This is a genomic window from Paractinoplanes hotanensis (assembly GCF_023717965.1).
Taxonomy (GTDB): Bacteria; Actinomycetota; Actinomycetes; order Mycobacteriales; family Micromonosporaceae; genus Actinoplanes; species Actinoplanes polyasparticus.
Genome location: NZ_JAMQOL010000047.1, coordinates 35,874 through 62,487, shown reverse-complemented (window position 1 = coordinate 62,487; position 26,614 = coordinate 35,874). Strand labels below are relative to the sequence as shown.

Annotated in this window: 25 protein-coding genes; 22 read left to right on the top strand and 3 right to left on the bottom strand. The window is 68.7% G+C overall.

What is annotated here, in order from left to right; all coding sequences use genetic code 11:
* Nucleotides 1-206: 206 nt before the first annotated feature.
* On the top strand, nt 207-923 hold the full coding sequence (locus LXN57_RS32170) for an HAD family hydrolase (protein ID WP_251801951.1): 717 nt from the start codon (nt 207-209) through the stop codon (nt 921-923).
* A gap of 8 nt (nt 924-931) precedes the next feature.
* Here LXN57_RS32170 and LXN57_RS32165 read toward each other — a convergent pair whose 3' ends face one another.
* The 3 genes from LXN57_RS32165 to LXN57_RS32155 form a co-directional block, all read right to left on the bottom strand.
* Nucleotides 932-2,371: an NsdA family TPR-like regulatory protein gene (locus tag LXN57_RS32165; protein WP_251801950.1), complete on the bottom strand. Its 1,440-nt coding sequence runs from the start codon at nt 2,369-2,371 to the stop codon at nt 932-934.
* A gap of 121 nt (nt 2,372-2,492) precedes the next feature.
* On the bottom strand, nt 2,493-2,750 hold the full coding sequence (locus LXN57_RS32160) for a DUF397 domain-containing protein (protein ID WP_438872937.1): 258 nt from the start codon (nt 2,748-2,750) through the stop codon (nt 2,493-2,495).
* A 2-nt stretch (nt 2,751-2,752) separates the two neighbouring features.
* Nucleotides 2,753-3,640 carry a helix-turn-helix domain-containing protein gene (locus LXN57_RS32155; RefSeq protein WP_251801949.1) on the bottom strand — a complete coding sequence of 296 codons (888 nt, stop codon included), beginning with the start codon at nt 3,638-3,640 and terminating at the stop codon, nt 2,753-2,755.
* Nucleotides 3,641-4,213: 573 nt separating this feature from the next.
* Between LXN57_RS32155 and LXN57_RS32150 the strand changes: the two genes are divergently transcribed.
* From LXN57_RS32150 to LXN57_RS32050, 21 genes are all read left to right on the top strand, one after another.
* The gene (locus LXN57_RS32150; protein WP_251801948.1) at nt 4,214-4,474 is read left to right on the top strand and encodes a hypothetical protein; all 261 of its coding nucleotides are present in this window, start codon (nt 4,214-4,216) and stop codon (nt 4,472-4,474) included.
* Nucleotides 4,475-5,241: 767 nt separating this feature from the next.
* The gene (locus LXN57_RS32145; protein WP_251801947.1) at nt 5,242-6,699 is read left to right on the top strand and encodes an APC family permease; all 1,458 of its coding nucleotides are present in this window, start codon (nt 5,242-5,244) and stop codon (nt 6,697-6,699) included.
* A gap of 137 nt (nt 6,700-6,836) precedes the next feature.
* Nucleotides 6,837-7,598, top strand: coding sequence for a hypothetical protein (locus LXN57_RS32140; RefSeq protein ID WP_251801946.1), 762 nt, complete (start codon nt 6,837-6,839; stop codon nt 7,596-7,598).
* Nucleotides 7,595-8,833 carry a pyridoxal-dependent decarboxylase gene (locus tag LXN57_RS32135; protein ID WP_251801945.1) on the top strand — a complete coding sequence of 413 codons (1,239 nt, stop codon included), beginning with the start codon at nt 7,595-7,597 and terminating at the stop codon, nt 8,831-8,833. The genes LXN57_RS32140 and LXN57_RS32135 overlap by 4 nt, the downstream gene beginning before the upstream one ends.
* Nucleotides 8,834-9,077: 244 nt before the next feature.
* The gene (locus tag LXN57_RS32130; RefSeq protein ID WP_251801944.1) at nt 9,078-9,887 is read left to right on the top strand and encodes a hypothetical protein; all 810 of its coding nucleotides are present in this window, start codon (nt 9,078-9,080) and stop codon (nt 9,885-9,887) included.
* Nucleotides 9,888-9,922: 35 nt separating this feature from the next.
* Nucleotides 9,923-10,639, top strand: a complete 717-nt coding sequence (locus tag LXN57_RS32125) for a hypothetical protein (RefSeq protein ID WP_251801943.1) — start codon at nt 9,923-9,925, stop codon at nt 10,637-10,639.
* Complete coding sequence (locus LXN57_RS32120; RefSeq protein WP_251801942.1) at nt 10,636-11,442, top strand: SAM-dependent methyltransferase; 807 nt, start codon at nt 10,636-10,638, stop codon at nt 11,440-11,442. The genes LXN57_RS32125 and LXN57_RS32120 overlap by 4 nt, the downstream gene beginning before the upstream one ends.
* 105 nt (nt 11,443-11,547) lie before the next feature.
* On the top strand, nt 11,548-12,237 hold the full coding sequence (locus LXN57_RS32115) for a GPP34 family phosphoprotein (protein ID WP_251801941.1): 690 nt from the start codon (nt 11,548-11,550) through the stop codon (nt 12,235-12,237).
* A gap of 88 nt (nt 12,238-12,325) precedes the next feature.
* The gene (locus LXN57_RS32110; RefSeq protein ID WP_251801940.1) at nt 12,326-13,822 is read left to right on the top strand and encodes an APC family permease; all 1,497 of its coding nucleotides are present in this window, start codon (nt 12,326-12,328) and stop codon (nt 13,820-13,822) included.
* Nucleotides 13,823-13,875: 53 nt separating this feature from the next.
* Nucleotides 13,876-14,505 carry a GNAT family N-acetyltransferase gene (locus tag LXN57_RS32105; RefSeq protein WP_251801939.1) on the top strand — a complete coding sequence of 210 codons (630 nt, stop codon included), beginning with the start codon at nt 13,876-13,878 and terminating at the stop codon, nt 14,503-14,505.
* The gene (locus LXN57_RS32100; protein WP_251801938.1) at nt 14,502-15,188 is read left to right on the top strand and encodes a hypothetical protein; all 687 of its coding nucleotides are present in this window, start codon (nt 14,502-14,504) and stop codon (nt 15,186-15,188) included. The genes LXN57_RS32105 and LXN57_RS32100 overlap by 4 nt, the downstream gene beginning before the upstream one ends.
* 175 nt (nt 15,189-15,363) lie before the next feature.
* On the top strand, nt 15,364-16,449 hold the full coding sequence (locus LXN57_RS32095) for an NAD(P)H-dependent oxidoreductase (RefSeq protein WP_251801937.1): 1,086 nt from the start codon (nt 15,364-15,366) through the stop codon (nt 16,447-16,449).
* A complete protein-coding gene (locus LXN57_RS32090; protein WP_251801936.1) occupies nt 16,446-16,667 on the top strand; it encodes a hypothetical protein in 222 nt (73 codons plus the stop codon). Before LXN57_RS32095 ends, LXN57_RS32090 begins: the two co-directional genes overlap by 4 nt.
* Before the next feature lie 395 nt (nt 16,668-17,062).
* A complete protein-coding gene (locus LXN57_RS32085) occupies nt 17,063-17,968 on the top strand; it encodes a CPBP family intramembrane glutamic endopeptidase (protein ID WP_251801935.1) in 906 nt (301 codons plus the stop codon).
* A 128-nt stretch (nt 17,969-18,096) separates the two neighbouring features.
* Entirely contained in the window at nt 18,097-18,978 is an 882-nt protein-coding gene (locus LXN57_RS32080; protein WP_251801934.1) for a S1 family peptidase, read from the top strand.
* Between the two features lie 666 nt (nt 18,979-19,644).
* Entirely contained in the window at nt 19,645-20,439 is a 795-nt protein-coding gene (locus LXN57_RS32075; RefSeq protein ID WP_251801933.1) for a hypothetical protein, read from the top strand.
* Between the two features lie 111 nt (nt 20,440-20,550).
* A complete protein-coding gene (locus LXN57_RS32070) occupies nt 20,551-21,009 on the top strand; it encodes a hypothetical protein (protein ID WP_251801932.1) in 459 nt (152 codons plus the stop codon).
* A 314-nt stretch (nt 21,010-21,323) separates the two neighbouring features.
* Entirely contained in the window at nt 21,324-22,469 is a 1,146-nt protein-coding gene (locus LXN57_RS32065; RefSeq protein WP_251801931.1) for a DUF932 domain-containing protein, read from the top strand.
* A gap of 142 nt (nt 22,470-22,611) precedes the next feature.
* Complete coding sequence (locus tag LXN57_RS32060) at nt 22,612-23,508, top strand: hypothetical protein (RefSeq protein WP_251801930.1); 897 nt, start codon at nt 22,612-22,614, stop codon at nt 23,506-23,508.
* Between the two features lie 437 nt (nt 23,509-23,945).
* On the top strand, nt 23,946-24,410 hold the full coding sequence (locus LXN57_RS32055; protein WP_251801929.1) for a hypothetical protein: 465 nt from the start codon (nt 23,946-23,948) through the stop codon (nt 24,408-24,410).
* Between the two features lie 157 nt (nt 24,411-24,567).
* A complete protein-coding gene (locus LXN57_RS32050; protein WP_251801928.1) occupies nt 24,568-26,328 on the top strand; it encodes a ParB/RepB/Spo0J family partition protein in 1,761 nt (586 codons plus the stop codon).
* Nucleotides 26,329-26,614 lie beyond the last annotated feature (286 nt).

Here is a 26,614-nt window from a genome sequence, read left to right as displayed (position 1 = left end):
GCTTCGACCGAAACCCCGGTACCGCGACGCGACGATCTGCTGCCGCAATTCCGATACCTTAGTATCCCGCCGGATCTCATCAATCTTGGACAGTCTATTTGCGGTGTCCCACGCGAGGGCTGGCCAACAGATGTCGACAAGACAAACGTCGCTTCCGCATGGAACATGCGTGGCTCTGCGAACCGCAGGATGCCATGATGCCTGTCGTGACGAACACAGAGGCCGGGCTCGTGGTGTGGGACGTCGACGGCACGCTGATTCCTGCGGACCTCCGATGGCTGCGGCGCGCTGTCGCCAGGACCTACGGCCTGGCAGAGTCGGCGGTGGTGTTCCCGACATCGAAGGTGCATGGCTACACCGACGAGTCGATCGTGATCGATACGGCTATCGCCTCCGGGATAGATACGCAAACCGCCGAGGTCGGCGTCGCCCGATTCGCTAACGTGCTTGCCCATGTCATGCAGGAGGGCCGCGACGAGCTCGCCCGCGACCAGCCCGCCTACCCGGGCGCGAGAGAGACGATCCAAGCGCTGCACGATGCCGGCTTCGTTCAAACGGTTCTGACCGGGAACCTGCGCTCAGCCGCGGAGATGAAGCTCGCTACGGCTGGCCTGGACGAGTACATCGACTGGCGTATCGGCGGCTTCGGCTCCGATGCCCGTGACCGGTTCGACCTGCCCGACGTCATCCGGCGCCGGTATGCCGACGTCGTTGGACATCCGCTGGACCCGGACAAGACCGTGGTCATCGGGGACGCCGCCAACGACATCGCCTGTGCCCGGCATGCCGGCTTCCGCGTCATCGCCGTGACTCACCGAGTCACGCGTGACGAGTTGGCCCAGCACGATCCCGACGCGATCCTTGACCGCCTGTCCGCGCCGGATGTCGTCGCGACGGTATCCCGGCTAAGCGGGGCTGCCTGACACGGCTATCAGGCAGCCCGACAGGCCGCCATCCGCTCGTCCAGTTCCCGGACGAGGCGCTCGGAATTCCACGGGCTGAGCCGTTCACGAGCCCGCTCGGCGCGATCGACGCCACGCCGGTTGCCAATGGCCACGAGCTCGCCGTACGCGTCGCCAAGGAGCGCGCACGACTTGTCCAGGTCATCGGTCTGCGCGTACGCGCTGGCCAGGTCGACTTGAGCGGCTAGGCCGACGCTGACGTTGCTGCTGTCGGACGCGAATTGTGCGACGGCTGCTTCAAGCAGGTGGGCGGCCTTCTTCGGTTCGCCGAGGAACAGGCGGCAGGTTCCTTCGTAGACGCCGAGCCGCGAGGCGTTCCAGTCGGAGAACAGACCGGATCGGTCGCGTTCGGCGATGCTGGCGGACGCGGCCCGGGCTCGCTCGAGGGCGGCGTCACATTCGCTGGGCAGCTTCAGGACCGCGAAGATCTGAGCCTGCTCCGCGGCCAGCCGAGCCTGGGCGGTAGGACCGAGGTCGGCTGAGAGTGCCTGGGCCTCCTGCAGAAGGCGGAGTCCGTCGGCGATGTCACCGGAGCGTCCGATCAGAGTCGCCGCGTCCGAGCGCAGATTGCTCTCGAAGATCCGCGCTGTTGCGGCTAGGGCACGGTTGCCGAGGTCGTCGCCGAGCTGCCGGGCGCGGGTGCAGTGGGCCAGCGCCATCGGCCGGTTGCCTTGGGCGCTCCACAAGCGGCTGGCGACGATTGAGGCTTCCGCCACCATCGCGCCGATGCGGCTGCGTAGCGGGTCGTGCTCGGCTTGGCGAAACAGCATGGCGAGGCAGTCGCGATGTGCCTCGACCAGGCTGAGGAGGGCGGCCGGCGCGACTGCTTGGCGCTGGCTGGCCAGCAAGCGCGTCACGGTGAGGAAGCTGTTCCACTCCCCGCCCGGATAGTCGCCGAGGTCAGGAACCGGTGGCAAAGCCGGGGGGATGATCGTTTCAGGCAGCGCCTGCCGCGTGGCATTGGCTGCGACGATCGAAAGCTCTGCGGGCGGCTGCGCCTCATCGCGAACAGCTAGGTAACCGACAATCCGCCACCCGGCAGGCGTGGATGCGTCTGTCACGACCGGGATCGCTACGTCGGTGCTCACGGCAACGACCGCGCCTGGCCCAGCCGATGGCCGCGCCTCGGTGGCCGGGAAGCGTGCAGACAGCGGCACACCACCCCGCCGTTTGTGCCTTTCGAACCCGATCTCGGCGTCGGTCTGCACGCCGCAGATGGTTCGCAATGCCGCCCGTCGTGGAGCGCTGGGCCGGTCGACGACACCGCGCTCGAGTTTGCCGATGTGGTTGGCGGTCAGCAGGTAGGTCGGCGCGAGGTGTTCGTTGGCGGCGTCGGCCATCGCCGCCTGTGTCCCGAATAGACGCTCGCGGTAGGCGCGGAGCAAGTTGTTGGGATTCTTCGGTGCCAACGTGGCCTCCTCGGGCCGTCGATGACCAGTACCACTATCTCACCTCGCCACCGCAGCTCAGTACGATGCGTACCCTGCGCTCCTGCATCGGGTACGCATCGCCCTCGACGTCGCCGCGTGGCTAGCGGTCGAATTCGCCGTTCTTGGCGCCGCCCACGAACGCCGTGAATTCGGCGTCGGTGAAAGCCAGAACTGGTCCGTCGGGGTTCTTGGAGTCGCGAACGTGCACGCTCCCGCCGTCGAGGAACATGACCTCGAGGCACTCGGCGCCGCCGCCCGACCGGCTGGACTTGAACCACCGTCCGATCGGCGGCCACGACGCGTCGTCGTCCGGACTGGCGCCCTTGAACGTTCCCGTCGCTTGACGTGTGGTGTCCATATTCATCTCCTACTCAGAAAAGCCTCAGCCGCTTCGGTAAGGCGTTCGATAGATTCGGCCGGGCTTAAGGCTGCTTCGCGCAGCTCGGACGCAAGACCGGCGAAGACGGCCAGTTTGTCCTTGTCGTTTGTGTGGTGGCTCTGATAGAGGTGGTCCTCTACGTTGGTGTCGACCATCGTAATGTCGAGCGCCTCTGGGTCTGTGAACGCGTACTGTGTGAATGCGGTGCGCGCTTGCGCGTGTTCATTCGACGCGGCCTCAAAGGGAAGAATACGAACGGTAACCGAGCATTTGTTGAGTGCGGAACCGATGATATGTTCGATTTGCTCGTGCATGACATCAGGCGGTGCCGACCTGCGACGAAGAACCCCTTCATCGATAATGACTTGAAAGCGTGGGGCATCGGCCCCGGCGAGGATAGCCTGCCGTTTCTCGCGGGCTTCCAGCATCCGCGCTTTGGAGAAGCGGCGAGAATTCGCCGATCGATCCGCGACCGCCCGCACGGCAGCGAAGTTTCGGGTCTGAAGAAGTCCCGGCATCAGGAACGGCTGGAATTGGAAGATACTACGGGCACCCTGCTCAATAGCGGCGGCGAAGGCCTGGCGAGGCCCCATCTCGTCGTCGAAGCGCTCCCACCAGCCAGGTTCGGCTGAACCTGCCGCAAGTCTCATAACGCTATCGAACTGATGTGCCTGAACGTCCAGATGCGCCAAGAGCTGGCGGATAACTTCAGGATCCACCCGCTGTTTAGCCGTCTCAATGTGGCTAATCTTCTGGCGCTGAATGCGCGACGCGCTGGACAAATCCTCCGTCTTAAGGCCGGCCTGCTGCCGTAGGTCGAGCATACGTTCAGCGAGGACCAGCCTGTACACGTAAGGACTGATCGCCATGACGACACCTCCGATGATCAGCCTGGCGTGTACCTCCCCAGATTTTTAGCAGACACGGCCACTCGCGAGTAGCCACGTCGCAGGCGACGATCTTCGCCTGACCAGGCATTTGAGTAAGTTGCCGCAGGTCAGAGGCCAAAACTCCCCTTATCAATCCCTTTTAAATTCCCCCTAGATTCCCCTCTTTATGACCTTCCCGCCCCGTTCGCGATACGTGATCGTGGAGCCAGACGAGCGCACACAGTCGGCAAGAACACACGTCTTTGCCGCTGCTGTTTCTGGCTAGACCACGTACCTCGCCGTTCCTAGCTGTTCCGGGGCGGGCGCGCTCATATCGCCGCCCGCCTCGGAGACATAAGCACCACCACTGAACTTCCCGCACGTCGACCCGGCACACGTCGCCCACGATGCGACCCGAGCCGAAGGAGGAGAAGCCGATGCACTCGACGCAGCCAGCCGATCAGCTTCCCGACCACGACGTGCAATCCCACGGTGCTGTGCCCGTTGACGCTTCCGCGTGGCAGCCGGCACGCTGCGCGACCCTGTCTCGGCGGCCGGAAGGGCGGACATGCCATGTCTGAGCATCAGGTTCTGAGTGATGTCTGTGCCGCCTCCGGTGGGTCTCTCATGGTGTCCACGTCGAACGGTTACAGCGTGCATCTGCGCGATGCGTACATCGGTTTCATCCATGCGAGCGTCGGCGATCGCTGGAACGCCTACCTGCGACAGGTCGAAATGCATTCTCGCTATCTCGGCAAATTCAGCCAGGTGGAGGCCGTCGACCGGATCGTCCAGGCGTTCATCGCCGACACGCTTGAGAAAGCAGGCCCTTGATGCCCGGGCTTGTGCGGCCAAATCGAGCGCGGCTTGCGGCTGGCTCGGTTCCATCGGAACGACCGAAGTGCGCATCGGCCGCCTGGCTGCCCTCCACGTTGGGCCAGCCATCCCTTCTTGTTGGGAGCTCACGATGAATTTGTTGCTGGGTATGCCCATTGCTGGGCAACCTTTCCGGCGTCGGTGCTGTCCGACGCCGACTCAGCGGACGCCGTCGAGGGCGGCTCTGATGACGAACGCCGGGTCGGTGGCGTGGGCGGTGCGTCGGGATTGGCCGGACGGGAGCCATGAGTTCATCGGTCCGGAGCCGACCGAACTGCAAGCCTGTCAACTGTTGGATGGTGATTTCGGTAAGTGGCGGCGGTCGCCGGTGCGTCCACGGTTGTCGGTAGTTGCGATCGGTGTGGGTTCGTTCTGGTCGCATGCGCGGGCACGGCAGGACTGCCGGTCGACGGCCTGTCCGAGCGTGTCAACGGGGGCGTTGGCGTGAACGGACGGCGTCGATGCCGGCCCGCTGCTCTTCCGGCGGCGCCTGACACTTGCGGCCTGGCTTTAGCAGATCAGCGTGAGGCGCGCGGCGGTGCCGCCGCTCGGACCCGACGAGGCACCTGCCCGTTGGCAGGCTTTCGTCGACCCGGGATACCCGGGACCCGGGCTGGACTTGGCCGCAAGCGCCTGCGGAGCAATGGATGGGTCAAGGCGGTTGCAACCGCCTCGAGCGCTGGCCCTGCTGCTGTGCGCGGATTGATGAAGTCGGGGGGTAGGTCGTGACGGGGCCGGTGACGTTGGCGCGTCGCACGATGGGTGCGGGGGCGTTGGTGGGGGTGGCGGCGGTGGCGTCGTCACCACAGACGGTGCTCAACGGTGGTATCCCGGCGACGTACGCGCAGAGCGGTGTGCAAGGTGTGCCGCTGTCGTTTGTGCTCGTCATGTTCGTGGTGGCGCTGCTGGCGGTGGGGTATGTGGCGGTGTCGCGGCATGTGCCGCACGGCGCCCCGTTCTACGCCCAGCTCGCCCGTGGCCTGGGCCCCGGCTGGGGGTTGGCCGGGGCCGGCGTGGCCTTGCTGGGCTACAACAGCCTGCAGGTGTCGTTGTTCGCGCTGTGGAGCACGAGCCTGGCTGGTTTGGTCGGGGCCGGGCCTTGGTGGGTGTGGGCGGCGGCCGGCTGGCTGGTGGTGCTGCTGCTGGGCCGCTATCCGGGTGCGGCGAACGCGAAGCTGCTGGGTGCGCTGCTGGCTTGCGAGATCGGCATCGTGCTCGCCTTCGACATCGCGGCCTTTGCGAACCCGGCCGACGGGATTTCGCTCGACGGGTTCCTGCCATCGGAGTTGTTCATTGCCGGTGGCGGTGCGGGTGCGCTGGTGTTCGCGATGGCGGCGTTCGCCGGGGCGGAAGCGGTTCCCTCGTATGGCGATGAGGCCCGGTCCACGCGGACGATCGTGGTGGCCACGTTCGGTGGGTTTGGTGTTTTGGGTGTGCTGTATGCGCTGACGTCGTGGGCCTACGCGGCCGCGGTCGGCCCGGCTGGGGTGCGGGCGGGCGTGCCGGCTGCGGATCCGATGACGATTCTGGCCGGGACGTGGGGGCCGGGGATTGGCGGGTTCGGACAGTTGCTGCTGGTGACCAGCGTGCTCGCCGCGATGTCGGCGTTCAGCGGCATCGTCGCCCGCTACCTGTGCGCGTTGGGCGATGAGGGGGTGTTGCCGGCCGGGTTGGCGGCGGTCAGTCCGGGCGCGGACGGTGGTGCCCCGCGCGGCGGTTCCCTGGCTCAGGCCGGTATTTCGGCGGTGATGCTGGCCGGGTTCGCGGTGTCGGGCGCGGATCCGATGGGGTTGATGTTCGTGTGGCTGTCGAGCATCGGCGCGGTGTGCATTATGGGTTTGCTGATGGTGTCGTCGTGGTCGGCGGTGGCGTTCTTCGGCCAGGGCGCCGGTAGCCGGGAATCGGTGTGGGTGCGCCAGCTGCTGCCCGGCGCCGGCGGTGTGGTCGGGGTTTTGACGTTGGTGTTCATGCTGTCGAACCTGCCGATGCTGCTCGGTCTGCCCGACGGCTCACCGTTGCCGTTCCTGATCGCCGGCCCAGTGCTGGCGGTGATCGTGGTGGTGTTCGTGGCCCGCGGCCGCTGGCTGAAACTGCACCGCCCGGACGTGTACGCCCAGCTCGGTCGGCGCAGGGTGGATCCGTTGCAGGTGCGGGATCCGCGGATCGTGGGGCTGCAGCTGTGAACGCGAGAACCGACCCGCAGCACCCCTCACCGAACCCGAACCCGGTTGGCTCTCGCCCTTCGTCCCCGGAGGATCAGCTCGATCACGCGCGGGCGTTGGGGTTGCAGTACGACATCGCCAGCAGCTCGTTACGCCGGATGCTGACGTTCAATGCTCGGCATGCTGAGCTGGCGTGGCAGCGCCGCCGCCGCGACCCGATCGCCGGTTACGCGTTGGCGTTGTTGTTCGCGGTGCCGACGGGCCGGCCGGCGCGGAGCCGCGACACGATGATGCTCAACGGCGACGACTGGGTGGGCGGGGTCGAGGTCGCCGCGGCCAGCCGGGTGTGGCTGGCCGGACCGGAATCCGCCGACCTGCCCGACATGTTGTACCGGCTCGAGTGTCAGGTCACCGACCAGCGCGACACCGACGGGTGGGTGCTGCGGGAGCAGCTGACCACCAGCCTCGATGACACGCTGTCCGAGGACGCGTTCTGGGTGGGTGTCGGGGTTTCCAGCCTGGACACCGCGACCGGCACCTGGGCCCAGACCGGCGACCAGGCACTGTCCCACGCGCACGTGCCGGGCACGATCCGGCTGTTGCTCAACGTCGGCGCCACCCCGATACCCGACCTCGCGTTGCTGGTCGGTGAACGGCGCGGGATCGGCGAGTACAACGCCCGCACCATTCACTCCAGCCACCGCATGTCGAGCTTCGACATCAACGCTCCTTACCCGTATGCGCTGGTCGGCGTGGAGCAGCTGTTGGCTAACCCGTGGCACGAAACGGTCCTGCGCCGGATGCACGGTCTGTTCGGCGCCCTGCACACCAGCCGGCACTTCGCCCGCCCGCTCGGCCGCCCGCCCAAGGGCAGCCTGTGGCGGGGCGCGCTTGAGCAACCGAAGGGGCGACAGTCATGACCTCTCCCGTGTTCGGTCCCCCGTTCGCCCTAGGCGACGCCACCGCCGACCCGGCTGTACGGGAACAGCATTTCGCCGACCTGGCCCAGCAACTGGCCGCGGCCCGCTTCCACAATCTGGCCTATCCGGGGTTCACCGACATCACCCACCCTGCCCTCGGCGCCTTACTGACCGGGCAGCTGCTCAACAACGTGGGTGACCCGTACGACGGCGGGCACGGCCACGACCACACCAAAACCTACGAACGCGACGTCATCAACCATCTGGCTGACCTGTTCGGCGCACCCGCATCGCGGTGGGGGTATGTCACCTCCGGCAGCAGCGAAGGCACCGACCACGCCCTGTGGGACGCCCGCCTCGCGTTCCCCGGCCAGGAGCCGGTCGTGCTCGCTTCCACCGCTGCGCACTACTCGGTCGCCAAGGCCTGCAACCGGCATCGCCTGACCTTGATCCACGTCCGCACCGATCCGGGCGGGCGGATGGACATCGGCGACCTGCGCACAGTCCTCGGGCAGTTCCGGCACAGGCCGGTCGTGATCGTCGCGACCGTGGGCACCACGATGACCGAGGCCTACGACGACGTCGCCGATATCGCCACCGTCTGCGACGACCTGGCGATCGTCCGCCGCCGGATTCACGTCGACGCCGCCCTGTCCGCCCTGCCGCTGGCCCTGCTGCCTGCCCACGAGCGGCCCGCTTTCGACTTCAGCTGCGGGGCCACCAGCATCGTCAACTCGGGCCACAAATTTCTGTCCACCCTGACACCGTGCGCGGTGCTGATCTACGCCGAACCGCCAGTGCTGGCCCGCACCCCGCACGTGCCCTACACCGGCACCGCCGACACCACCATCGGCGGCTCCCGCAACGGCCACAACCCGCTGCGCCTGTGGTCGGCACTCAGCCACGGTCTCGACGTCCACCGGGGCCGCGCCGAACGCTCCCGCGACCTGGCCGCCTACACCCACGACCGGCTGCTCGCCGCGGGCTGGCCCGCCTCCCGTGGCCCGCACGCCATGACCGTGGTCATCGCCCAACCCCCAGCGCGAGTGTGCGCGAAATGGGTTCTGGCCCCCGACGGCACCCGTGCCCACATCATTTGCAAGCCGGACACGGACCCTGCCGCCATCGACGAATTCGTCCACGACCTGACCCACCCCACCACCGTGCCGGCCACGCCTCGGCAGCCGGCCGCAGCCGTTCTTCCCAGCCAGGTCTCCAGCGAGGTGCCGGCGTGACAACCGGCCCGGTTCCGGCCGAGCTGACGGCCTACCACCACGTTCTTCCCCGCCGCGGCCCAGCACAGTGCCGGCGCCGGGGACAGGCCAGGACCGGTAACCCCAGACCGTGTTCTGGCCGCCGGCCGGGTGCGCAGCACCGACGAGGAAGTGGGATGGCTACGCACCCGGCCCCATCGAGGCCTGCCGCGCGGCCGCGTGTCGCCCGCCGCCGCGCGGCAGGTCCACCCGCAGACGGTGCAGTATGAGCACCCTGACCTGGCTTCGAGCCATGACCCGCAGCGAAACCGCCTCCACTCCACGCGAGAGGGCATCCACCGACAGCGGTGAACTGGAATTGATCGCGGGCCTAGAGCCAGGCACGGCCGGCGCTGATGCCGACACCGTCGCGGCGGCGGTGGCGTTCGCCCGAAACAGCCGCCGGGATGCGCAGTCGCGGTTGGCGTGGGCACGCTACGCCCACCACGCCGCCGAGCAGCTGTTCGGCCAATTGCATCCAGTGGCGCTACAGGCGGGACGGGTCTACCAGAGTGTGCTGGCCGAGCACGGCCACACCCTCGACGCGGTGACGGTCGCGCGGGCCCGGCTGCACGTGGCCGAGCAGGCAGGTGATCAGGTGCTGGCGTTGACCAGCCGCTGCTCGTATGCGACCGCGCTGCACCGCCACGGTCACTGCGAACAGGCCCTCCGGCAGGCCCGCCTGTGCCTTCAAACGTGGTGGGCCAGCCCGCACGGATTCGGGCATCCCGCCACAGTGCTGCTGTCCGCGGCAGCGATCCACGCCGGCTGCGGGCGCGGCAGCGCCGCGGTCAATGTGCTGGTCGACGACGCCGCCCATCTCAGGCTTCTCGACCCGCCCAGCCGGCGGATGGCCGCCCGGTGGCTGGCCCTGGTCGCCACCACCCACCACGGCCGATGCGCTCTGCCCACCCTCGAGACGGCTTCCGGACGCGATGACCGCCTCCAGCAGCAGTTCTGGCTATCGGTGCTCGAAACCCCGCACCACCACACCCGCAGCACGGCAACCAAGCGGCTCGGCGGAGCGATCTCATGACGCACCCACCCACGACAGGGGGCCCGGAGCCGCTGGTGACGGCGACCGAGGGGGAAACCACGGCTGCTGAGGCGGCGTTGCGGTGGGCGTGCCGGGAGATCCTGACCAGCCCTGTGCGTGCTCGGCATTGGCTGCGGGCGCAGCCGCGACGTGCGGAGCAGCAGGTCCCGCTGATGCAGATCGTGCGGGCTGAAGCCCATGTGCGGGTCGGGCAGGGCGATCAGGCGCGGCAGGCAGCTGCCGCGGTTCTGCGAATACCGGGTATTGAGGCCGGTGCCCTGCTCGCGGGCAGTGCGGTGCTGGCCGATACGGCCTGTTGGAACGGTGATCGGGACGCGGTCGAGCTGTGCCTGGACTATCAGCGGGCGGCCGAAGCGTTCACCGACTACGACCGGGCGTGGTGCGCGCAGGCGTTGCATGCTGTCGCCGTTTACCAGCAGCACAGCTGCGCCGAGGGCCGCCAGCTGCTGCGGGTCGCCTACCGGACTGCCCGCCAGCACGGCTCCGACAGGCTGGTCGCCGCTTGCGCGGCGGCCCTGTTCGGGATGGGCGCACGCTGTGGACGCCGGTCCGACCCTGAGCAGAGCCAGTGGGCACCGGTCCCGGGTGGGCTGCTGTGCCCCGCCGGCAGCCCACGTCTGGACTATCTGACGTCCCGGCTGCGCAGGCATCCCGGCACCCACTCCTGCCGCCCGGCGCCTCCCACGATTCCTCATCCACTGCCCGACATCATCGACAAGGCACCCTCATGACGGACGCATCCCTCGACACCAGCACCCCGCACCCGGCCCGCCGGTACAACTACTGGCTCGGCGGCAAGGACAACTTCGCTGCCGACCGCGACTCCGGTGACCGGGTGGCCAAGGTCTTCCCGAGCATTGTTGAAGCCGCACGTGAGAACCGGCGATTCCTGCAACGCGCCGTGCGGTTTCTGGCCGGTGAGTGCGGGATCGACCAGTTCCTGGACATCGGGGCCGGGCTGCCGTCAGTGGACAACACCCACGAGGTGGCGCAGCGAATCAACCCGGCCGCCCGCATCGTGTATGTCGACAATGACCCGATGGTGCTGGCACACGGACGAGCCCTGCTGTTCAGCGCACCGCAAGGCCGTACCGCCATGGTGCCCGCCGACCTGCGCCAGCCCGCCGCCATCCTGGCCAACCCCGCCCTGCGAGAAACACTCGATCTGGGCCGGCCGGTCGGATTGCTGCTGGTCGCGGTCCTGCACTTCCTCGACGATGCCGATGAACCCCACCGGATCGTCGGCGAGCTGCTCGGCGCGCTGCCGGCCGGCTCGTGGCTGGTCGTGTCCCACGTCAGCCAGGACCTGCTCACCGCCGAGATCGCTGCCCTCTCCGACCAGGTGATCTCTGAGTCCGAGGTGCCGACGTTCTTACGAACCGGCGAGCAGATCAGCGGATTTTTTTCCGGCCTCGATCTGGCCGAGCCGGGCCTGGTTCCCGTGCATCGTTGGCGGCCCGACGCACCGGCCGACGCGCTGGCGGCCGACACGGACATCGGCGTGTACGGCGGCGTCGCTGTCAAACCCGCATAACTCCCCGCGCCGGGCGGCACCAGCACCCCCTGCCGTTGACGGCTGAGGGTGCCGCTGCTGTGCGCCTACCTCCTGTATTTTTGCCACCTTTCAAAGGATTTGAGCATGCTGGCCTATTGGGCCTTGAACGCCACCCAGGACCCGTCCGGGGCCCTGCTCACCTCACGCCGAGCCGCCGGGCTCATCGTCGCCGCCGCCGTCCTGATCGACCTGGCCAGCCGCGACACCATCCATGTCACCGCCGCGGTCATCACCGTCACCGTCCCGGACGACCCGCACGACGTGACTGCACATGCCGACTCTTGCCACCCGGCCGCCGCGGCTGCGCGTACCGGCACGGCCCCACCCGCTGCTGGTGCCCGTCTGGATCGGCTCAGCGCTGACGTTCTCGAGCAGATCCGTCAGGATCCGGGATTGAGTACGGCTGAGGTCGTCGAGGCCTTGGCCGACGACATCCGGGAACGGTTGGCCCGGCACCTGATCCGGGCCGGGACCGCGAAACCCGGACCCCGCCCGTGGTGGCGACGCCAACCACTGTCCGCCGTGCTGGGCGATCCACCGGCCGGCGGGAAGTCACCTGTCGTGAAGATCGTCTGCCAGCAGCGGCTCACCACCGATGAGCGGGCGCTGTTGCACGTGATCGCCGGGAGCAGCCTGCGCCCGATGGTTTTGGGCCACATCCGCGACACCAGCGTGCACCGCGCGCTCGGCCCGATCGAGTCGCTCGACCCCCGACACCAGCCCCTCGTCAATGGCGCCGTGACCGTGCTGCGCGATATGGCCCTCGCCCGCTAACCACCACCTTCCACCCACTGGCCCGCCGCGCGGGCCGGACGCCGCACGCCTCGAAACGCCACTCACCTTCGTTTTGGAGTTCATCATCATGTCGCCTCGCGGTGTCCGGCCTCTGCGTGCCGGTCTGCACGCCTCACGGCTTTCCGCGCCCCGGCTGTTCTGGTACGCCATCGCCGCGGTCACCCCGCTGACCATCGTGATCAGCGCGGTCCCGATCGGGTTCGGCCAGCTCGAACAGATCGCCACCCCGGCCGGCTACCTGCTCGCCGCCGCCGTCCTGGCCGTCTTCAGCGTCGGCCTGTCCGCGGTGGCCCAACACGTCCCCAACGCCGGCGCCCTGTACTCCTACGTCGCCGCCGTCAGTAAAACCGCCGCCGTCGGAACGGCGGTGATGGCTTTGCTCGCCTACGCGACCATCCTGATCGGCTTGTACGGGGCGTTCGGCTCCGCCGTCGAACGGGTCGTGCACCCTGGCGGGCAGGGGGCGTGGTGGCCGATGTGGGCCATCGGCGGCTGGGCTGTGGTCACCTGCCTGGTGCAGCTGAACCTGCGCACCAACGCCATCATTCTCGGTGTCCTGGTGGCCGCGGAAGCCGGTTACGTGATCGCCGTCGACCTGGTCCTGCTCGCTCACCCTGCCGACGGCTACCCGCTGACCGCCTTGAACCCGGCCCCGCTGGCCAGTTTCACCGGTCTCGGTTCGCTGATGGGTGCGATCACCGGCTTCCTCGGCTTCGAAATTGTCCTGGCGTTCGCTTTGGTGGCGGTCGACCCGAGCACCACCGTGCGGCGCAGCATCCGCGCCGTGCTGGCCGTCACCGGACTGCTGTACGGGGCGACCGCCTGGATCATGACGGTGGCCGCCGGCCCGGACCGGATCATCGCCCTGGCCCAGGAACACGGCCCCGGCCTGTTCTTCCACCTCGCCGCACCGTACGTGCCCGGCGAGGTCATTGAGGCCGGCGCTGTCCTGTACGCCGGTGGCCTGTTCGCGGCGATCCTGGCTTTCTCCAGCACGATCGGCCGTTACATCCTCACTCTGGCCCGCGAAGGGATCCTGCCCGGCTGGCTGGCCATCATCCGCGGGGAACGAGTCCCCGTCGCCGCCGGCCTCGCCCAAGCCGCCCTCACCCTGACCGTGCTGGCCCTGTGCGTCGGCGCCGGGGTCGACCCCGACCGCGACCTGTTCTTCTACGCCACCACTGCCGGCGGGCTCGGCGTCCTGTTCTGCATGACCCAGACCGCCATCGCCGTCCCTGTCTTTCTGCACCGAAACCCACACGGCGAACCCTGGCTACGCCGCCGCGCCGCCCCCATCACCGCCGCCCTTCTGCTCGCTGCCATCACCGTGCTCAGCGCCGTCTTGTTCGGCGAGCTCGTCAACACCACCAGCACGATCGCCGCCTTGACGCCTCCGGTGACCTACCTGAGCGTCATCGCCGTGACCACGCTGTGGGCGCGGTGGCTGCGCCGGCACCGGCCACACGTGTACCAGGCCATCGGCCACGGCAGCGGCGCTCTCACGCCCGCCGCACCCGAGCTCGTCTCACTGGCCGGCGCGGTCGCCGAGCCCGCGCGCCGGTAAAACTCCCGCCCTTTCCCGTTTTCATTAGGACTGCTGCTGTCATGAAACCCCGCGTGAGCGTGCACGACGCCGGCTTCGACGACCTGCCCACCGCTGCCCGGCTGCTGACCGACGCCTTCAGCACCGGCCCGATCATCGAATGGGCCGAACCCGACCCACAGGCTCGGGCCGGGCTGCTCGAGCCGTGCTTCGCGGCGATGCTGCACCACCCCTTCGGCCAGGTCCGTCTCGCCCGCCTGGACCGCCCCGGCCGCCCGATCGCCGCGGTGGCGTTATGGGTGCCCGAACCCACCCCGGACGTCGACCTCGACGAACTGACGGCCGGCCTGCCACCGGGCACCGCCGTCCAACGACTCGCCCTGCTGGAGACGACCACCGCCCGGCACCGCCCCCACGGCGTCTACCAGCATCTGGCCTACCTCGGCGTCCACCCGCACTGGCAACGACACGGCATCGGCAGCCAACTGCTGACCGACCACCTCACCCAGCTCACCACCCAAGGCATCCCGGCCTACCTGGAAGCCAGCAACCTGCACAACCGTGCCCTCTACCAACGGCACGGGTTCACCGACCTCGGCCGGCCCATCGCCGTCGATGACAGCCCACCGATCTGGCCGATGTGGCGACCCGGCACCACCACCGCCACCCCGGCCGAGTCCGCCACGTGGGCAGGGCAACCATGACCGCTGCTCCCGGCAGCCGCACAAACCGGTACACGATCCTCGCCGCGGTCACCGCCGTGGCCGAACTCGGGGTGGCAGCCCTGGTCACCGTCGCCGCGCTACCTGACCCCGATACCCGCGTACTGATGTTCGCCAATGCGGCCGCCGCCTTCAGCGTGACCGTGACCGTGGTCGCAGCGGCGTTCGCCGCGTGCCGGCCCCGCTGCAGTCGGGCGCTCGCCTCAGCCGTCTTCGGACTGATCACGGTCCACGTGATCGCCCTCGGTGTTGTCAGCGTGGTGATCTACCTCGGCGGCGCCACAGTTCCCGACCGGGTGTTGTGGGCAGTGCTGGCCAGCACGGTCGTGCTCACAGCAGTGTTCCGCTTCCACCGTCTCCGCCTGTTCCCTGAGCCCCAGCCCCGCCACGGGCACCCGGCCCACACCTTCCACGGGCCCGGCACTGGTGGCCCGCCGACCGAGTCGGCAGCGGCCGGCAACCAACCCGGTATGCCGGCCGTCGCGACGGGCGGTAACTGGTTAACCGCCGTGGCCCTGGGGCTGCTCGTCGCCGCTGCGGCGATGGCAGTCAACATCGTGTTGGCCGACCTGGGCGTCCACGCTGGGCTACGGCTGGCCGTGTCCATAGTGATGCTCTCCGCGGCTATCTCCGCCGCCCGGCGCGTTGTGCAGCGGCGGTCGTGATGGCGCCCGCGACCAGCTCGCGCTTGCTGAGCACGCCGGCCCAAACATGTGTTCAGCGGTGCTCGGATCGGCAGACATGTGCCAGTCGGCGGCGAGATCAACCCGGCGTCGCCGCAGCCCATCGGATCGACCAGCGGCCCGGCCGGCCGCGACCTGGCTGCCGCCGGAGGCCCGGGTGAGTGCTGATGTGAGCACGTCGCCTGCGGCCGGCCGCCTGGCCGCCGGGTCAGCACCCGGCCGATGGGTGCTCGAGCAGCGTCAGCACCTCACCGGCCGCCTCCTACCGCTGCTCCCGGCCGCCGACCAGCACCCGATCACGACAACCGAACTGGGTCACCGCTTGGGCCTAGACGGCCGCGAACGCGACCAGCGGCTGTGGCCACTGCTGGACCGGCTCGCCCACGGCGGCCTGCTCCAGCGTGTCCGCCACGGCCGGTCCTGCTCCTGGTCACCTCATCCACTGTTGACTGACATCGTCACGGCGCTGCGCGAGGGCGGTGACAAGCCCACCAGCAGCGCGGGCATAACCGGCCGGCTGGCCGAGGACCCCGCCGCTGTTGCTGCACTCGTCTGGTGCGGTCTGATCATCGAAGGCAGGTCCGGCGGTCAGCGTGGCGCCCGCCGGACGGGTCCGGATCCACACACCGCCTCGACCGGCCCGGTGCTGAGGTTTGCGGCCGCGCCGCCGACCGTCCGCGTCGTCGCCCTGATCGGCAGCGGCCCAGGTTCTCGGACCCGGGCCTTGGTAGGCGCAGGCCTGGACGCCTTGACTGCCGCCGGGGCGCTGCGAGTCGCCCGTTCGCCCGTCATCGCCGAGCTCGGCGATGCGTGCCCGGCCTGCACGCGCACAGGCGCCCCCTGCTGTCGGCACCGCCAGCACGGCCTGAACCCGGTCGATGCGATAGGTCGCGCGCAGCTACTGGTCGCCGCGTCGCCCACCCAGCTGGGCGGCGTGTCCGGGCTGCTGAAGGTGTGCCTTGATCAGATCGGCCCGGCCGGGCTGGGCGGCATTGTCGCGGTCGCCGTCGCGGTGGAAACCAGCCACCGGCACCACAGCCGCACCGCATCCGCGCTGACCGAGCTACTCACCCACGCCGGGGCCCGCCTGCCGGCCGCGCCGCTGGTCGTCCACGGACCCGTCGACCCCGCTCCCGACGCCCGGCAATGGGCACGAACCCACAGCACTGCCATCCGCGACGCCCTCACCACCGTGGCCCGGCACCGTCGGTCACACCCCAGCCCGGACCGAAAGAAGCCATGACCACACCACCACGACACCGCGACCCGCACCCGACCTCCACCGTGCGGTCACCGCAGGCTCCGACCGGCGCGGTGATCGCAGCGATGACCCGGTTCGGGGCGATCCGACCCGCGCACGAACCTGCCTGGGCCGGTGAGGTGCTGTCCACGGACGTACCGGCGCAGCGAGTTGCTGTCGTGCCGGGTAGTCCGTCGCGCACCGGCAGCACCCTGCTGTGAAGGGCGTCATGACCACTGCGACATCCGGCACACCTTCACCCGGCAGGTCCACCCCGACCGGCCGGCGCGCCCGGCCGGCGCTGCTGATCGCGATTGCTGCTGCGGTCACTACCTGCGTCATAGGCGCCAGTGCGGTGCTCGCGCTCGCCGCCACCGCCGACTTTCCGGTTCGCCACCTGGACCCGAGATTTGCTGTGGGCACGGTGCGGGCCGCTCTGGGCGCAGCAGCCTGTCGTAGCGGCCTCGTTCTACAGGCCCACTGCCCGCAGGTGTGCCGGGGATGTGCTGCCCGAGCCGCCGGACTCAGGTGATCACCGCTGTCCGCCGATCACACCTCGCCGCATTTTTCGTTGCCCGTCTCGTTCCTGTTCACACCTCCAGGAGAAGAAGTGTCGATGTCAACGGTCGTGCCGGCGCCCGCCGATGTGCAGGCCGAGTTCCACCTTCGGGGCCGATCGGTTCCCGGATGGCGGTGGTGGCGGCCGATCACCAGCATCATCATGGCCGTGGCCGGCAGCGTGCTGGTCCTGGACGAGATTCCCGTGCTCGCGTACCGGCTGATCGGCCCGTCCGGTGGACTGCCTGTGCTGGGTCCGCTCACCGACATCGTGGTGCGGCTGATCTCCATCGCCTTGGTCCTGCCGGTCGTTGTCATCGTGACCCGGCTGATCGGGCGCAGGCCAGCCACCAGCGTGCTCTCGGCCACCGGCCGGCCGCGATGGCGGCTGATCGGGATCAGCTTGCTGATCGCCACACCAGTGCCTGCCGCCGTTCTGATGCTGGTCATCTTCGGCACCGTCATAACCGCTGCACAGCAGGGAACGCTCGGCTCGGTGCCCCTGATGGCACTGGCCGCCGCCCTCACCCTGATCGTCGCCCTGATTCCCCTGCAGGCATTGAGCGAAGAGGCCCTGCACCGGGGGCTGATCCTGCAGGCCGCTAGCGAGTACAGCCGTGGCCCGTGGCCCGGCATCGCCGTGCAGGCCACCGTGTTCGCCGCCCTGCACGGCCCGGGCGGCAGCATCGCGGGCTATCTGAACCTTGCCGGATACGCGGTCATCCTCGGCTGGCTCGCCGTGAGCACCGGCGGGATCGAAGCAGGCCTGGTCCTGCACACCACGGTCAACACGATGGGGATCGTGGCTCTCTGTCTGCAGATCGTCGTGCTCGGCACCAACCTCGACGCCGCCGGCGCCACCTCCGCCGACACCGGATGGCAGCAACCGGCCATGGAACTGCCCCTGATCCTCGGCTACGCGTTGCTCGTGCGATGGATATGGCGGCGCCTCACCCGCCGATAACCCCACCTGCCAGCGTTCCCGTCCGGCCCTGCCGTACCGAAGCAGCCCCGACTCCGCGGCTGCCTCGGCTCGCGGCCCTGGTGCGTGGCTATGCGCACCAGGATCCCTCACCAACCCGAAGGATGATCTTGACCCCACGATCCTGGCTGACCGGACTGGCATCCGCCGGACTGGCCGCTGCCACCATTCTGACCATCCCGGCCTCCGCCCCAGCAGCGGCCGGCGCCGGCGACGTCAGCGTGAACATCATCGGCGGCACCGACGCCACCGAGACCTACCCGTACGCCGTACGTCTGCTGACCGAGTACCCGGGCCTCGGAACCGGCCGATGCACCGGCACCCTGATCACCGCCGGTGGCAAAGTCGCAGTGGCGACCAACGCCCACTGCGTCACCGACTTCGACACCGCCCAACCCGTCCCCGCCACCCAGGTCACCGTCCAGTACGGCTCCACCCACCTCGACCAACTCACCAGCGTGGCCGCCGCCCGCATCGAGGTCCACCCCGACTGGGACTGGATGACCGGCAACGACCCGGTCGCCGACACCGCTGTCATCGCGCTACCCGGCGGGCTGAACCTGACCGGCATCCCCCTCGGCACCGCCGCCGACCCCGGCCGCCCCGTCCGGCTTCTCGGATGGGGCAGGACCACCCTGGACGCCGCCGAACCGCCGCCCGTGCTGAAGCAACTCGACACCCGTATCACCGGCCCCAGCGCCTGCGCCACGGCCGGGATCACCGCCGGGGAAATCTGCGTCGCCGCCCGCCAGGGCGCAGCCCCGTGCTTCGGAGACAGCGGCGGCCCCGCACTCGCCCGTAACGGCCGACTGTGGACACTGCTCGGCACCGCCTCGCGGGAAACCAACGACACCTGCACCGGCGCCACCATCTACACCGACACCAGTCACTACGCGAGCTGGATCACCGACGCCGTCACCGCCCGCCAGCCGTACTGCCCGCGCCGCGTCGCCGCAGGCGCTGCCGTCCGCTACAGCCACACCATCAGCTAACACCCCTCACCCAATGTGGTGTCCTGGCCCGCTCCGGCAACGTGTCCCCACGAGCCAGGACACCACCGCCGCGGCAGAACATCCCTGTCCGCCCAGCCACTCCGACGACTGCCGCCGGGCGCCGTAGCGCACTGATCGCGTGCAACAGCCACCTCGGGCAGCCTCCGCGTAGATCCCAGATCACATGCCACGTGCAACAGGGGCTGGGTCCATCCCCGAGCCAGGCGGGCGTCTTGCGCTGAGGGCTTTGATCGGTGCGGCCTACGGCCGCGCTGTCCTTTGCCCTTTCCCGGCCACCGGGACGAGCCCGGCAGTGTGGGTCACGTGCGCCGTCAGTCCAATCCGGGCCGGGCAGGTAGAACATCATGCACACCCCGCATGATCTTCTACCCGAAACCCCCGGCCCGGATTGGACAGCCGCCACCCGCAACCGGTGCGAACAAGTTCGCCCCCGCCGGCCAAAAACGGCAGGACGCCCATCAGGAAGCGGCGCACCGGGCATGTCTGCGGCTCACGGTCGACGGCAAAGGCTCTTGAGAAATTCCTGATCAGGGCCTATCTGAGGTGGACACTCAACCAGGATCGGTGTATATTTAGATGTGTCGGGGAGGTTGGGCAAAGGCCAACCCGACACCCACATCACCACCAGAGCTTGGGAGCTCCCTCATGCAACAAGTACGCCGAGGCGACCTACTGGTCACACAATCAGTCGAGCCCAACGACGGGCTCCGCACCGTCGACCAGCGCAGCACCTACCAGCTCGCGCTCGTCACGTCGGTGACTCGCGAGCGCCAGCTCAGCAGGGCGCGACGCATCACGGGACGGAACACCGATTCGATCTACCTCACCGCAGGCACTCTTGCGCCATCGTTCTGGACGATCCTGCCCGCCGCGACGCTGCACGTGGCCGACGCCGTCGCCGCCATCACCGCGACCCGCAGCAGGCCGGGCGACGTGCTGCTGTCGCCCTACACCTCGCCAGTTGAATTGGCGCGCGACCTCGCGCCCTGGCGTCGAGGCGATCACGACCTCGGCGAGTTGCGTTCCGCCGCGTACCGGTTCATGCAGGAGGACGACGACAAGCGGTGCGCGCGGTGTGGCGTGACCTGCCGTGATCGCGCCCGCGTCGAGTTCGACTCCAACGACTGCCCTGTCGCCTTCTGTGACCCGGCTTGCCCCGTCGGCGTCGCCTTTCTGACCGACTATCCGGTCGGCACCCAGGTCCAGATCACTCAGGGTTTCGCGGCCGGAGCGACGGTCACGATCGACAGGGTGTCGGACTCGTTCGTCAACGAGCCGTTTCGCCCTCAAGATCCGCCGGAGTATGTCGGCCGCTCCTACGTCGTTGACCTTCCCCATTGGGGCCGTCGACCGATGACCGAAGACATCGTGCGCCCTGTCGATGAAGCCCTAATCGACCAGTACGCGGTACACCGGCCCGCGCCCCGCTCCGAAAGCTGAACTGCTCTCCGTTCGACGAACCCATTCGCGGCGATGAGCTGCCGCTCATCGCCATCCCTTTCCCTGGCGGCAGCACCACGAGCACCCGCCAGAGAGCCCGCAGGAGACGATATGGACAACCAGCATTCCGAGATCATTCCCGCACTGTTCCAAGGCGATCTGGTGGTGATCGCCGAAGAGCACCAGCGACCGGACGATCGAGGACTCGTTTTCGAGATCACCAGAGTCAACCCGGTCAACTGGTCACTTTCCCCGGTCAACGGCGACCGTCCACTCCGCTGCCCACCCGAGATGCTGCGCAAGGCGACCGCCGAAGAGATCACTGCCGCCCAGGCCGCCCCGCCCGTCGCGCCCGTGCACTGCGGCACGGTGGTCACCGTGCAGGGACCCGGCTGGAGGCAGCCAGCCAAACAGCTGTGGTGCGTACTGCGACTCAAGGGCCAGCACCACGCCGAACTCGGTCGCCTCGGCGGGGACATCCGGATCTACCCCAAGGTGCCGCGCAAGTACCTCACCCCCCTGACAGATGACCAAGTCGTCGCCATGATCGAAGCCGCGAAGGCCGCCTGAACCAGCCACACGCACCAGCCGGAGATGCCCGGCGCCTCGCGAGGCGCCGGGCAACCGGCAAGGACCGCATTCCCGTGGACGCCTTGCGCCCTCAGCTTCGCATCACCGATCCGCGGGCCACGGCCCTGGTCGCCAACCCCGCATGAGCCCAGGAAGTGGACGCCGCACACCAGTTACATCACCGGATTTCGGTACGCCGAGCCGGCACCCCAGGTGGACACCCGGCCAAAATCAGTGTATATTTAGATGCGTCGGGGAGGTTGGGCAAAGGCCAACCCGGCACTGACCATCACCACCACAGAAAGGCATTAGCCATGACCAGCGCCATCGACGGTATTCAGCTCACCGCCCGCAACGTGGATCTGCCCACGCTGGGCGGGATCCTCGAGCGTCAGCAGGCCCGCAAGTTCGATGCGGTCGTCCCGGCCTCCCGTGTCAGCGCCATCCACGGCAACCTGCACGTGAGTGGCGCGCGCACGACCCTGTCACTGGACGGCGTAACCACCAGCGACCAGATCTTCCGGCCCTCCGACATCTGTGACGGCGGCATCAGCGAGAAGCTCGGCATCCCGCGCCAGTACCTGCGCAAGATGCGCGAGCAGGCAGTCGACCTCTATGACGCCAACGTCAACGGCTGGTTGCTTCGCGCGGAGGACAAGAAGTACCTGCTGCGCGGGTTCACCAGCGACGACGACGGCGAGATCGGCATCGGCCGGGCGCTGCTGTCGGACGGCTACCGGATCATCGACAACCTCGACGGGCTCACCGCGCTGCTGCGCGGGTTGCGTGACTCCGGCATGAAGGTCACCGTCAGCTGCGACCTCAGTGAGCGCCGCATGATCGTGCGTGTGCACTCCGAGGAGATCCGTTCTCTCGCGCCCGCACTGCTGAGCAACTACCGGTCGCCGTTCACCGGGAAGACCGGCGCGGACAACCCGGTCGTCTTCGCCGGATTCGTCTTCACCAACGGCGAGACCGGCGGCGGAGCGCACACCTTCACCCCCCAGATCAAGATCCAAGTGTGCAACAACGGCATGACCCTGACCCGCGACGCCCTGCGCGCCGTGCACCTAGGCGCCCGCATGGACGAGGGCATCATCCGCTGGGGCGAGGACACCAAGAAGGCGAACCTCGACCTGGTCAGCAAGCAGGCCCGCGACGCCGTGCGGACCTTCCTCGACGTCAAGTTCGTCGAAAAGAAGATCATCGAGATCGAGGAGAAGGCCGGCCGCAAGGTCAGCAAGCCCAAGGAGACCATCGAGTTCGTCACCAGCACGCTGCGCTTCACCGAGGCCGAGCGTGAGGCGATCTTCGAGCACTTCATCATCGGCGGAGACCTCACCGCCGGGGGCGTCATGCACGCCGTGACCAGCGTCGCGCAGACGCTGCCCGACCCGGACGCCGCGTACGACATGGAAAGCGTCGGCATCCGCGCGATGGAACTGGCCGCCACCGCCTAACCGTGTCAGCGGCCCGGCGGCGCCCACCGCGCCGCCGGGCCGCCCCTGAGCTCGCAGCCACGCCCCGGGGGCGCATCGAGCGCCCCGGGCGTTACGGCGTGCGGCCGCCGCGCCCTCGTCCACCAGCCAAGCGGAGAACGACATGCTTGAGACCGTCCGACTGCCCCACGGTGTCACCCTGCCCCGCAACCTCGCCGAAGACGACGCCCGTGACCTGGTCGCCACGCTGGCCACCGCCTACGGATGGGCCTACACCCTGCACGGCCGGGCCGAGGTCGAAGCCCACCTGAGCGCCAACACCTACCCCCGCCCGGCACAGGCACGGCGCCTGAACACCGACGAGTGGGCGCGGCTTCGGCGCACCGCCGCATGGTCGACGCTGGCCGTCGCCAGTCGCCACTGGGTGGACCACGCGGCCATCATCCCCACCGCGATCACGCAAGCATCCCTGGAATGCATCCGATGCAGCGCTGCGCTGACCGGGCCGCCTACGGCCACCTGGGGCCTCTGCCCGCCGTGCCTGAACACCGCCGACCTCGACGAGCTGCGCAACCGCCCATGCCCGGTCACTACCGACGCCACCGCGCACCTGTGGAGAGACACCAGCTGCGGCCGGTGCGGGCTTCCCGCGCCCATGCGCACCGACGTAGCGGCCAGCGTGCGACTGCCGGCCGCCAAGCGGCCTGACACCGCTCGACACATACCTCACTCCTGTGGTGGTGAACGGGCTGCCGATCATTTGCCGGCTCCATCGATCGGCAGCCCGACCACCACCCCAACCCGCACCCGCGAAGGACCACCGGTCATGACCGACCACCCCGCGCCGGACGAACCGACGGCTTACCAGTGGAACAGCCACCACAACGCCCTCGACGACTGGTGCCCCTGGTCCCACGTCGCCGTGTCGGCGCGACGTGCCGCCGCCGATGTGCACTGCCCCGCGGATTGCTTGGACAGCACCATCGAGGCCCGGCCGCCGGCCAGCGCCGCGCCGAGCGCACCGGGCACGCAGCCGGACGCCATCATCATCGTCGACTGACGGTTGCGCTGAGGGCTTTGATCGGTGCGACCTGCGGCCGCGCTGTCCTTTGCCCTTTCCCGGCCGCCGGGACGAGCCCGGCAGTGTGGGTCACGTGCGCCGTCAGTCCAATCCGGGCCGGGCAGGTAGAACATCATGCACACCCCGCATGATCTTCTACCCGAAACCCCCGGCCCGGATTGGACAGCCGCCACCCGTGACCGGTGCGAACAAGTTCGCCCCCGCCGGCCAAGAAAGGGCAGGACGCCCAACAGGAAGCGGGCGCACCTGGCATGTCTGCGGCTCGCGGTCGACAGCAAAGGATCTTGGGAAAGTCCTGCTCAGCGCCACTCTGAGGTGGACACTCAACCAGGTACGGTGTATATTTAGACGTGTCGGGGGGGGTTGGGCAAAGGCCAACCCGACACCCACATCACCACCACAGAAGGGCACCACACATGCACCACAGCGAGTCCCCGGAATCGGGCGACGACATGTTCGTCATCGCCCTCCCGCTGGCCAACCTGGGCGGCTTGGGTATCCGCCCCCAGGGCAACAAGCAAGCCCTGACCCTCGTCGAGTCGACCCGCAAGCAGATGCTGCGGGCGTACCGCACGGTCGTGCACGAGTCCAACGCTGACAGCACGGTCCTGTTCCAGCCGGTCACGACCTGGGACCAGGTGCCGGACCTGCTGGCTCACGGCCTAGTCGATGTTCTCGCCTACAACGCCACGGAGACCTGCCGATACGCGCCGTTCGCTGCCGCCGCTGTCTCCGCCTGGCGAGCGGTCCTCGTGCTCGCGCTCTGCTTTCGCGACGGCGAAATTCCCTTCGCCACCCTGGCCCGGCGCGCTGCCCTGACGGCACAGCTCTGCGAGTGGATCAGCGGCGGCGGGGTCGCCGCCGCCCTCGACCCGCGCTGACGCCGATGGTGCCGTCCGCTCGGGCGGACGGCACCACCCAGCCCCCGCGTCGCGGCACACAGCCGCACCGACGCAACCACCGACCACCGGAACAGGCCCGGAGGGCAAAGCCGGACCCGCACCGGAACACATCACCATCGATCCAAGGAGAAACACCGTGACGATCACGGCCGAACCAATCGGCACCGAGCAGACCACCACCGAGCAGCCCGACACCACCGCACCGGTCGCCTCCGCGACCCTCACTGCGCCCGACACCGCAGCACCCGCGCTCCCGGGCGCGTACAAGATGCTGGCGATGGCACAGGTCATCGTCAACGAGAACAACATCCGCGACGACGCCGCCGCGATCCCCGGCATCACGCAGAACCTCATCGAGGACGGCACGGACGGCCTCATTCAGCCCATCACGGTCGCCCCGACCATCGAGCGAGCGCTCGCCGAGAGCACGCCGATCGAAGAGCAGATCTTCGTCATCGTGGAAGGCGAACAGCGCTACTGGTCCGCCCAAGAAGCCGCGCAGGAATTCATCCAGGCGATCATCCGCTGGGACTACGCGGGCAAGCGGGCGCAGCGCATCGTGATGCTGCGCCAGGTCCACCGCAAGGACCCGACCTCCGCGCAGCAGGCACGCGGCATCGAACAGCTCGCTCTCGACGGCATGAGCGAAGCCGACATCGCTACCGCGACCGGCTTCCAGATCGAAGAGGTCCGGGCTGGCCGCGCGGTCGCGGCCCTCGATCCCGCCATGGCCGATCTGGTACGCAAATCGGATCTGAACCTGATCCAGCAGGCCATGCTGAAGGAGTTCCAGCAGGAAGACGACAGGGTCGTGAAGCGGCTGGTCGACGCGGCCACGCAGAGCCCCCACGCGTTCGCCCGCACCGTCGAGTACGAGCGCAACGAGCGGGCCACACGGCAGAAGGTCGCCGCGCGCAGGACCGAGCTGACCGCAGCCGGAATCACGCTGCTCACGGTGAGGCCGTCGTACTACGACAGCAAAGAGATCCGCCCGGTCACCGAGCTGCGCAACGCTGACGGCCCGCTGACCGTCGAGAGCCACACGAGCTGCCCCGGCTACCGCGTGTTCCTGAGCAGCACCGGCAGCGAGTCGCACTACTGCACCGGCTGGCGCGGCCACGGCCACAAGGCCATCACCGCCGCCCGTACGGGCACGATGAGCGAGCAGGAGAAAGCCGACCGCAAACGGACCATCGCCAACAACAAGGCGATGGAGGCGGCGAATCCCGTGCGCCGCAGCGAATTCATCGCCCCCTTACTGGCGGGCAAGAACGTTCCCAAGGACACGGCCCAGTTCCTGGCCGAGATCCACGATCGCGACCCGGGTGCCCTCGGCGCACGCGCCAGCCAGGAGGGCCGGGCCATGTTCGACGAGCTGGTCCACCCGGGCAAGCGCCGTAAGCCCGGCAGCCGTAACGTCCCGGCACGCATCAGCGAGGCCCGGTACCAGATCCTCACCCTGGCCAGCGTGGCCGCCGCCATCGAGTGCCGCATCACCCGGGAGTCGTGGCGTATCTCGAATGCCACCGTCGCCCTGTGGCTGAGCTTCTGCGTCCACAACGGCTACGACCCCGACGAGGTCGAGCAGATCATCATCGACGCTCACCACGCCATGGCGTGGAACAGCGGGCCGCGCCGCCGCAAGCGCCCGGCAACCGAGACGGTCACGCACCTCGACCCCACGGACGCAGCCGAACTCACCGACCTCGCCGAGCCGGTCGGCGACCAAACCGAGCCCGACGGCTCGGCCGACGACAGCACCGCTGCTGAAACGCAGAACGATGCCGAGCCCGCGACGACCGTCGCCGAGGAGCTGGCGGAGCTAACTCTGCTGGTCACCGCACCGCAGTCCCACAAGGACGACGGCAGCGATCAAGCCGCTCCGCTCGCCGCCTGATCGCAGGGTCGGGGGGGGGGGGCCCCCCCCCCACCACCCCCCCCCGCCCCCCCCCGCCGCGCCGGGGCGGGGCCCCCCCCCGGCCCCCGACCCGCACCATCACCGAAGTCCGGCGCGGGCTGCGGTCCGGGTCCGCAGTGCATCGAGCACGCGGCCCCGGGCTGCCGCACTCGTCGCCGCCATGCCGAACCCAAGGACAACCCCACCACCTCGGCACCAAGCCCCGGTGTCCCGCCCTGCCCACCAGTCCAACCGACACCAATCCGTCGCAACGCCGTCCACCCGC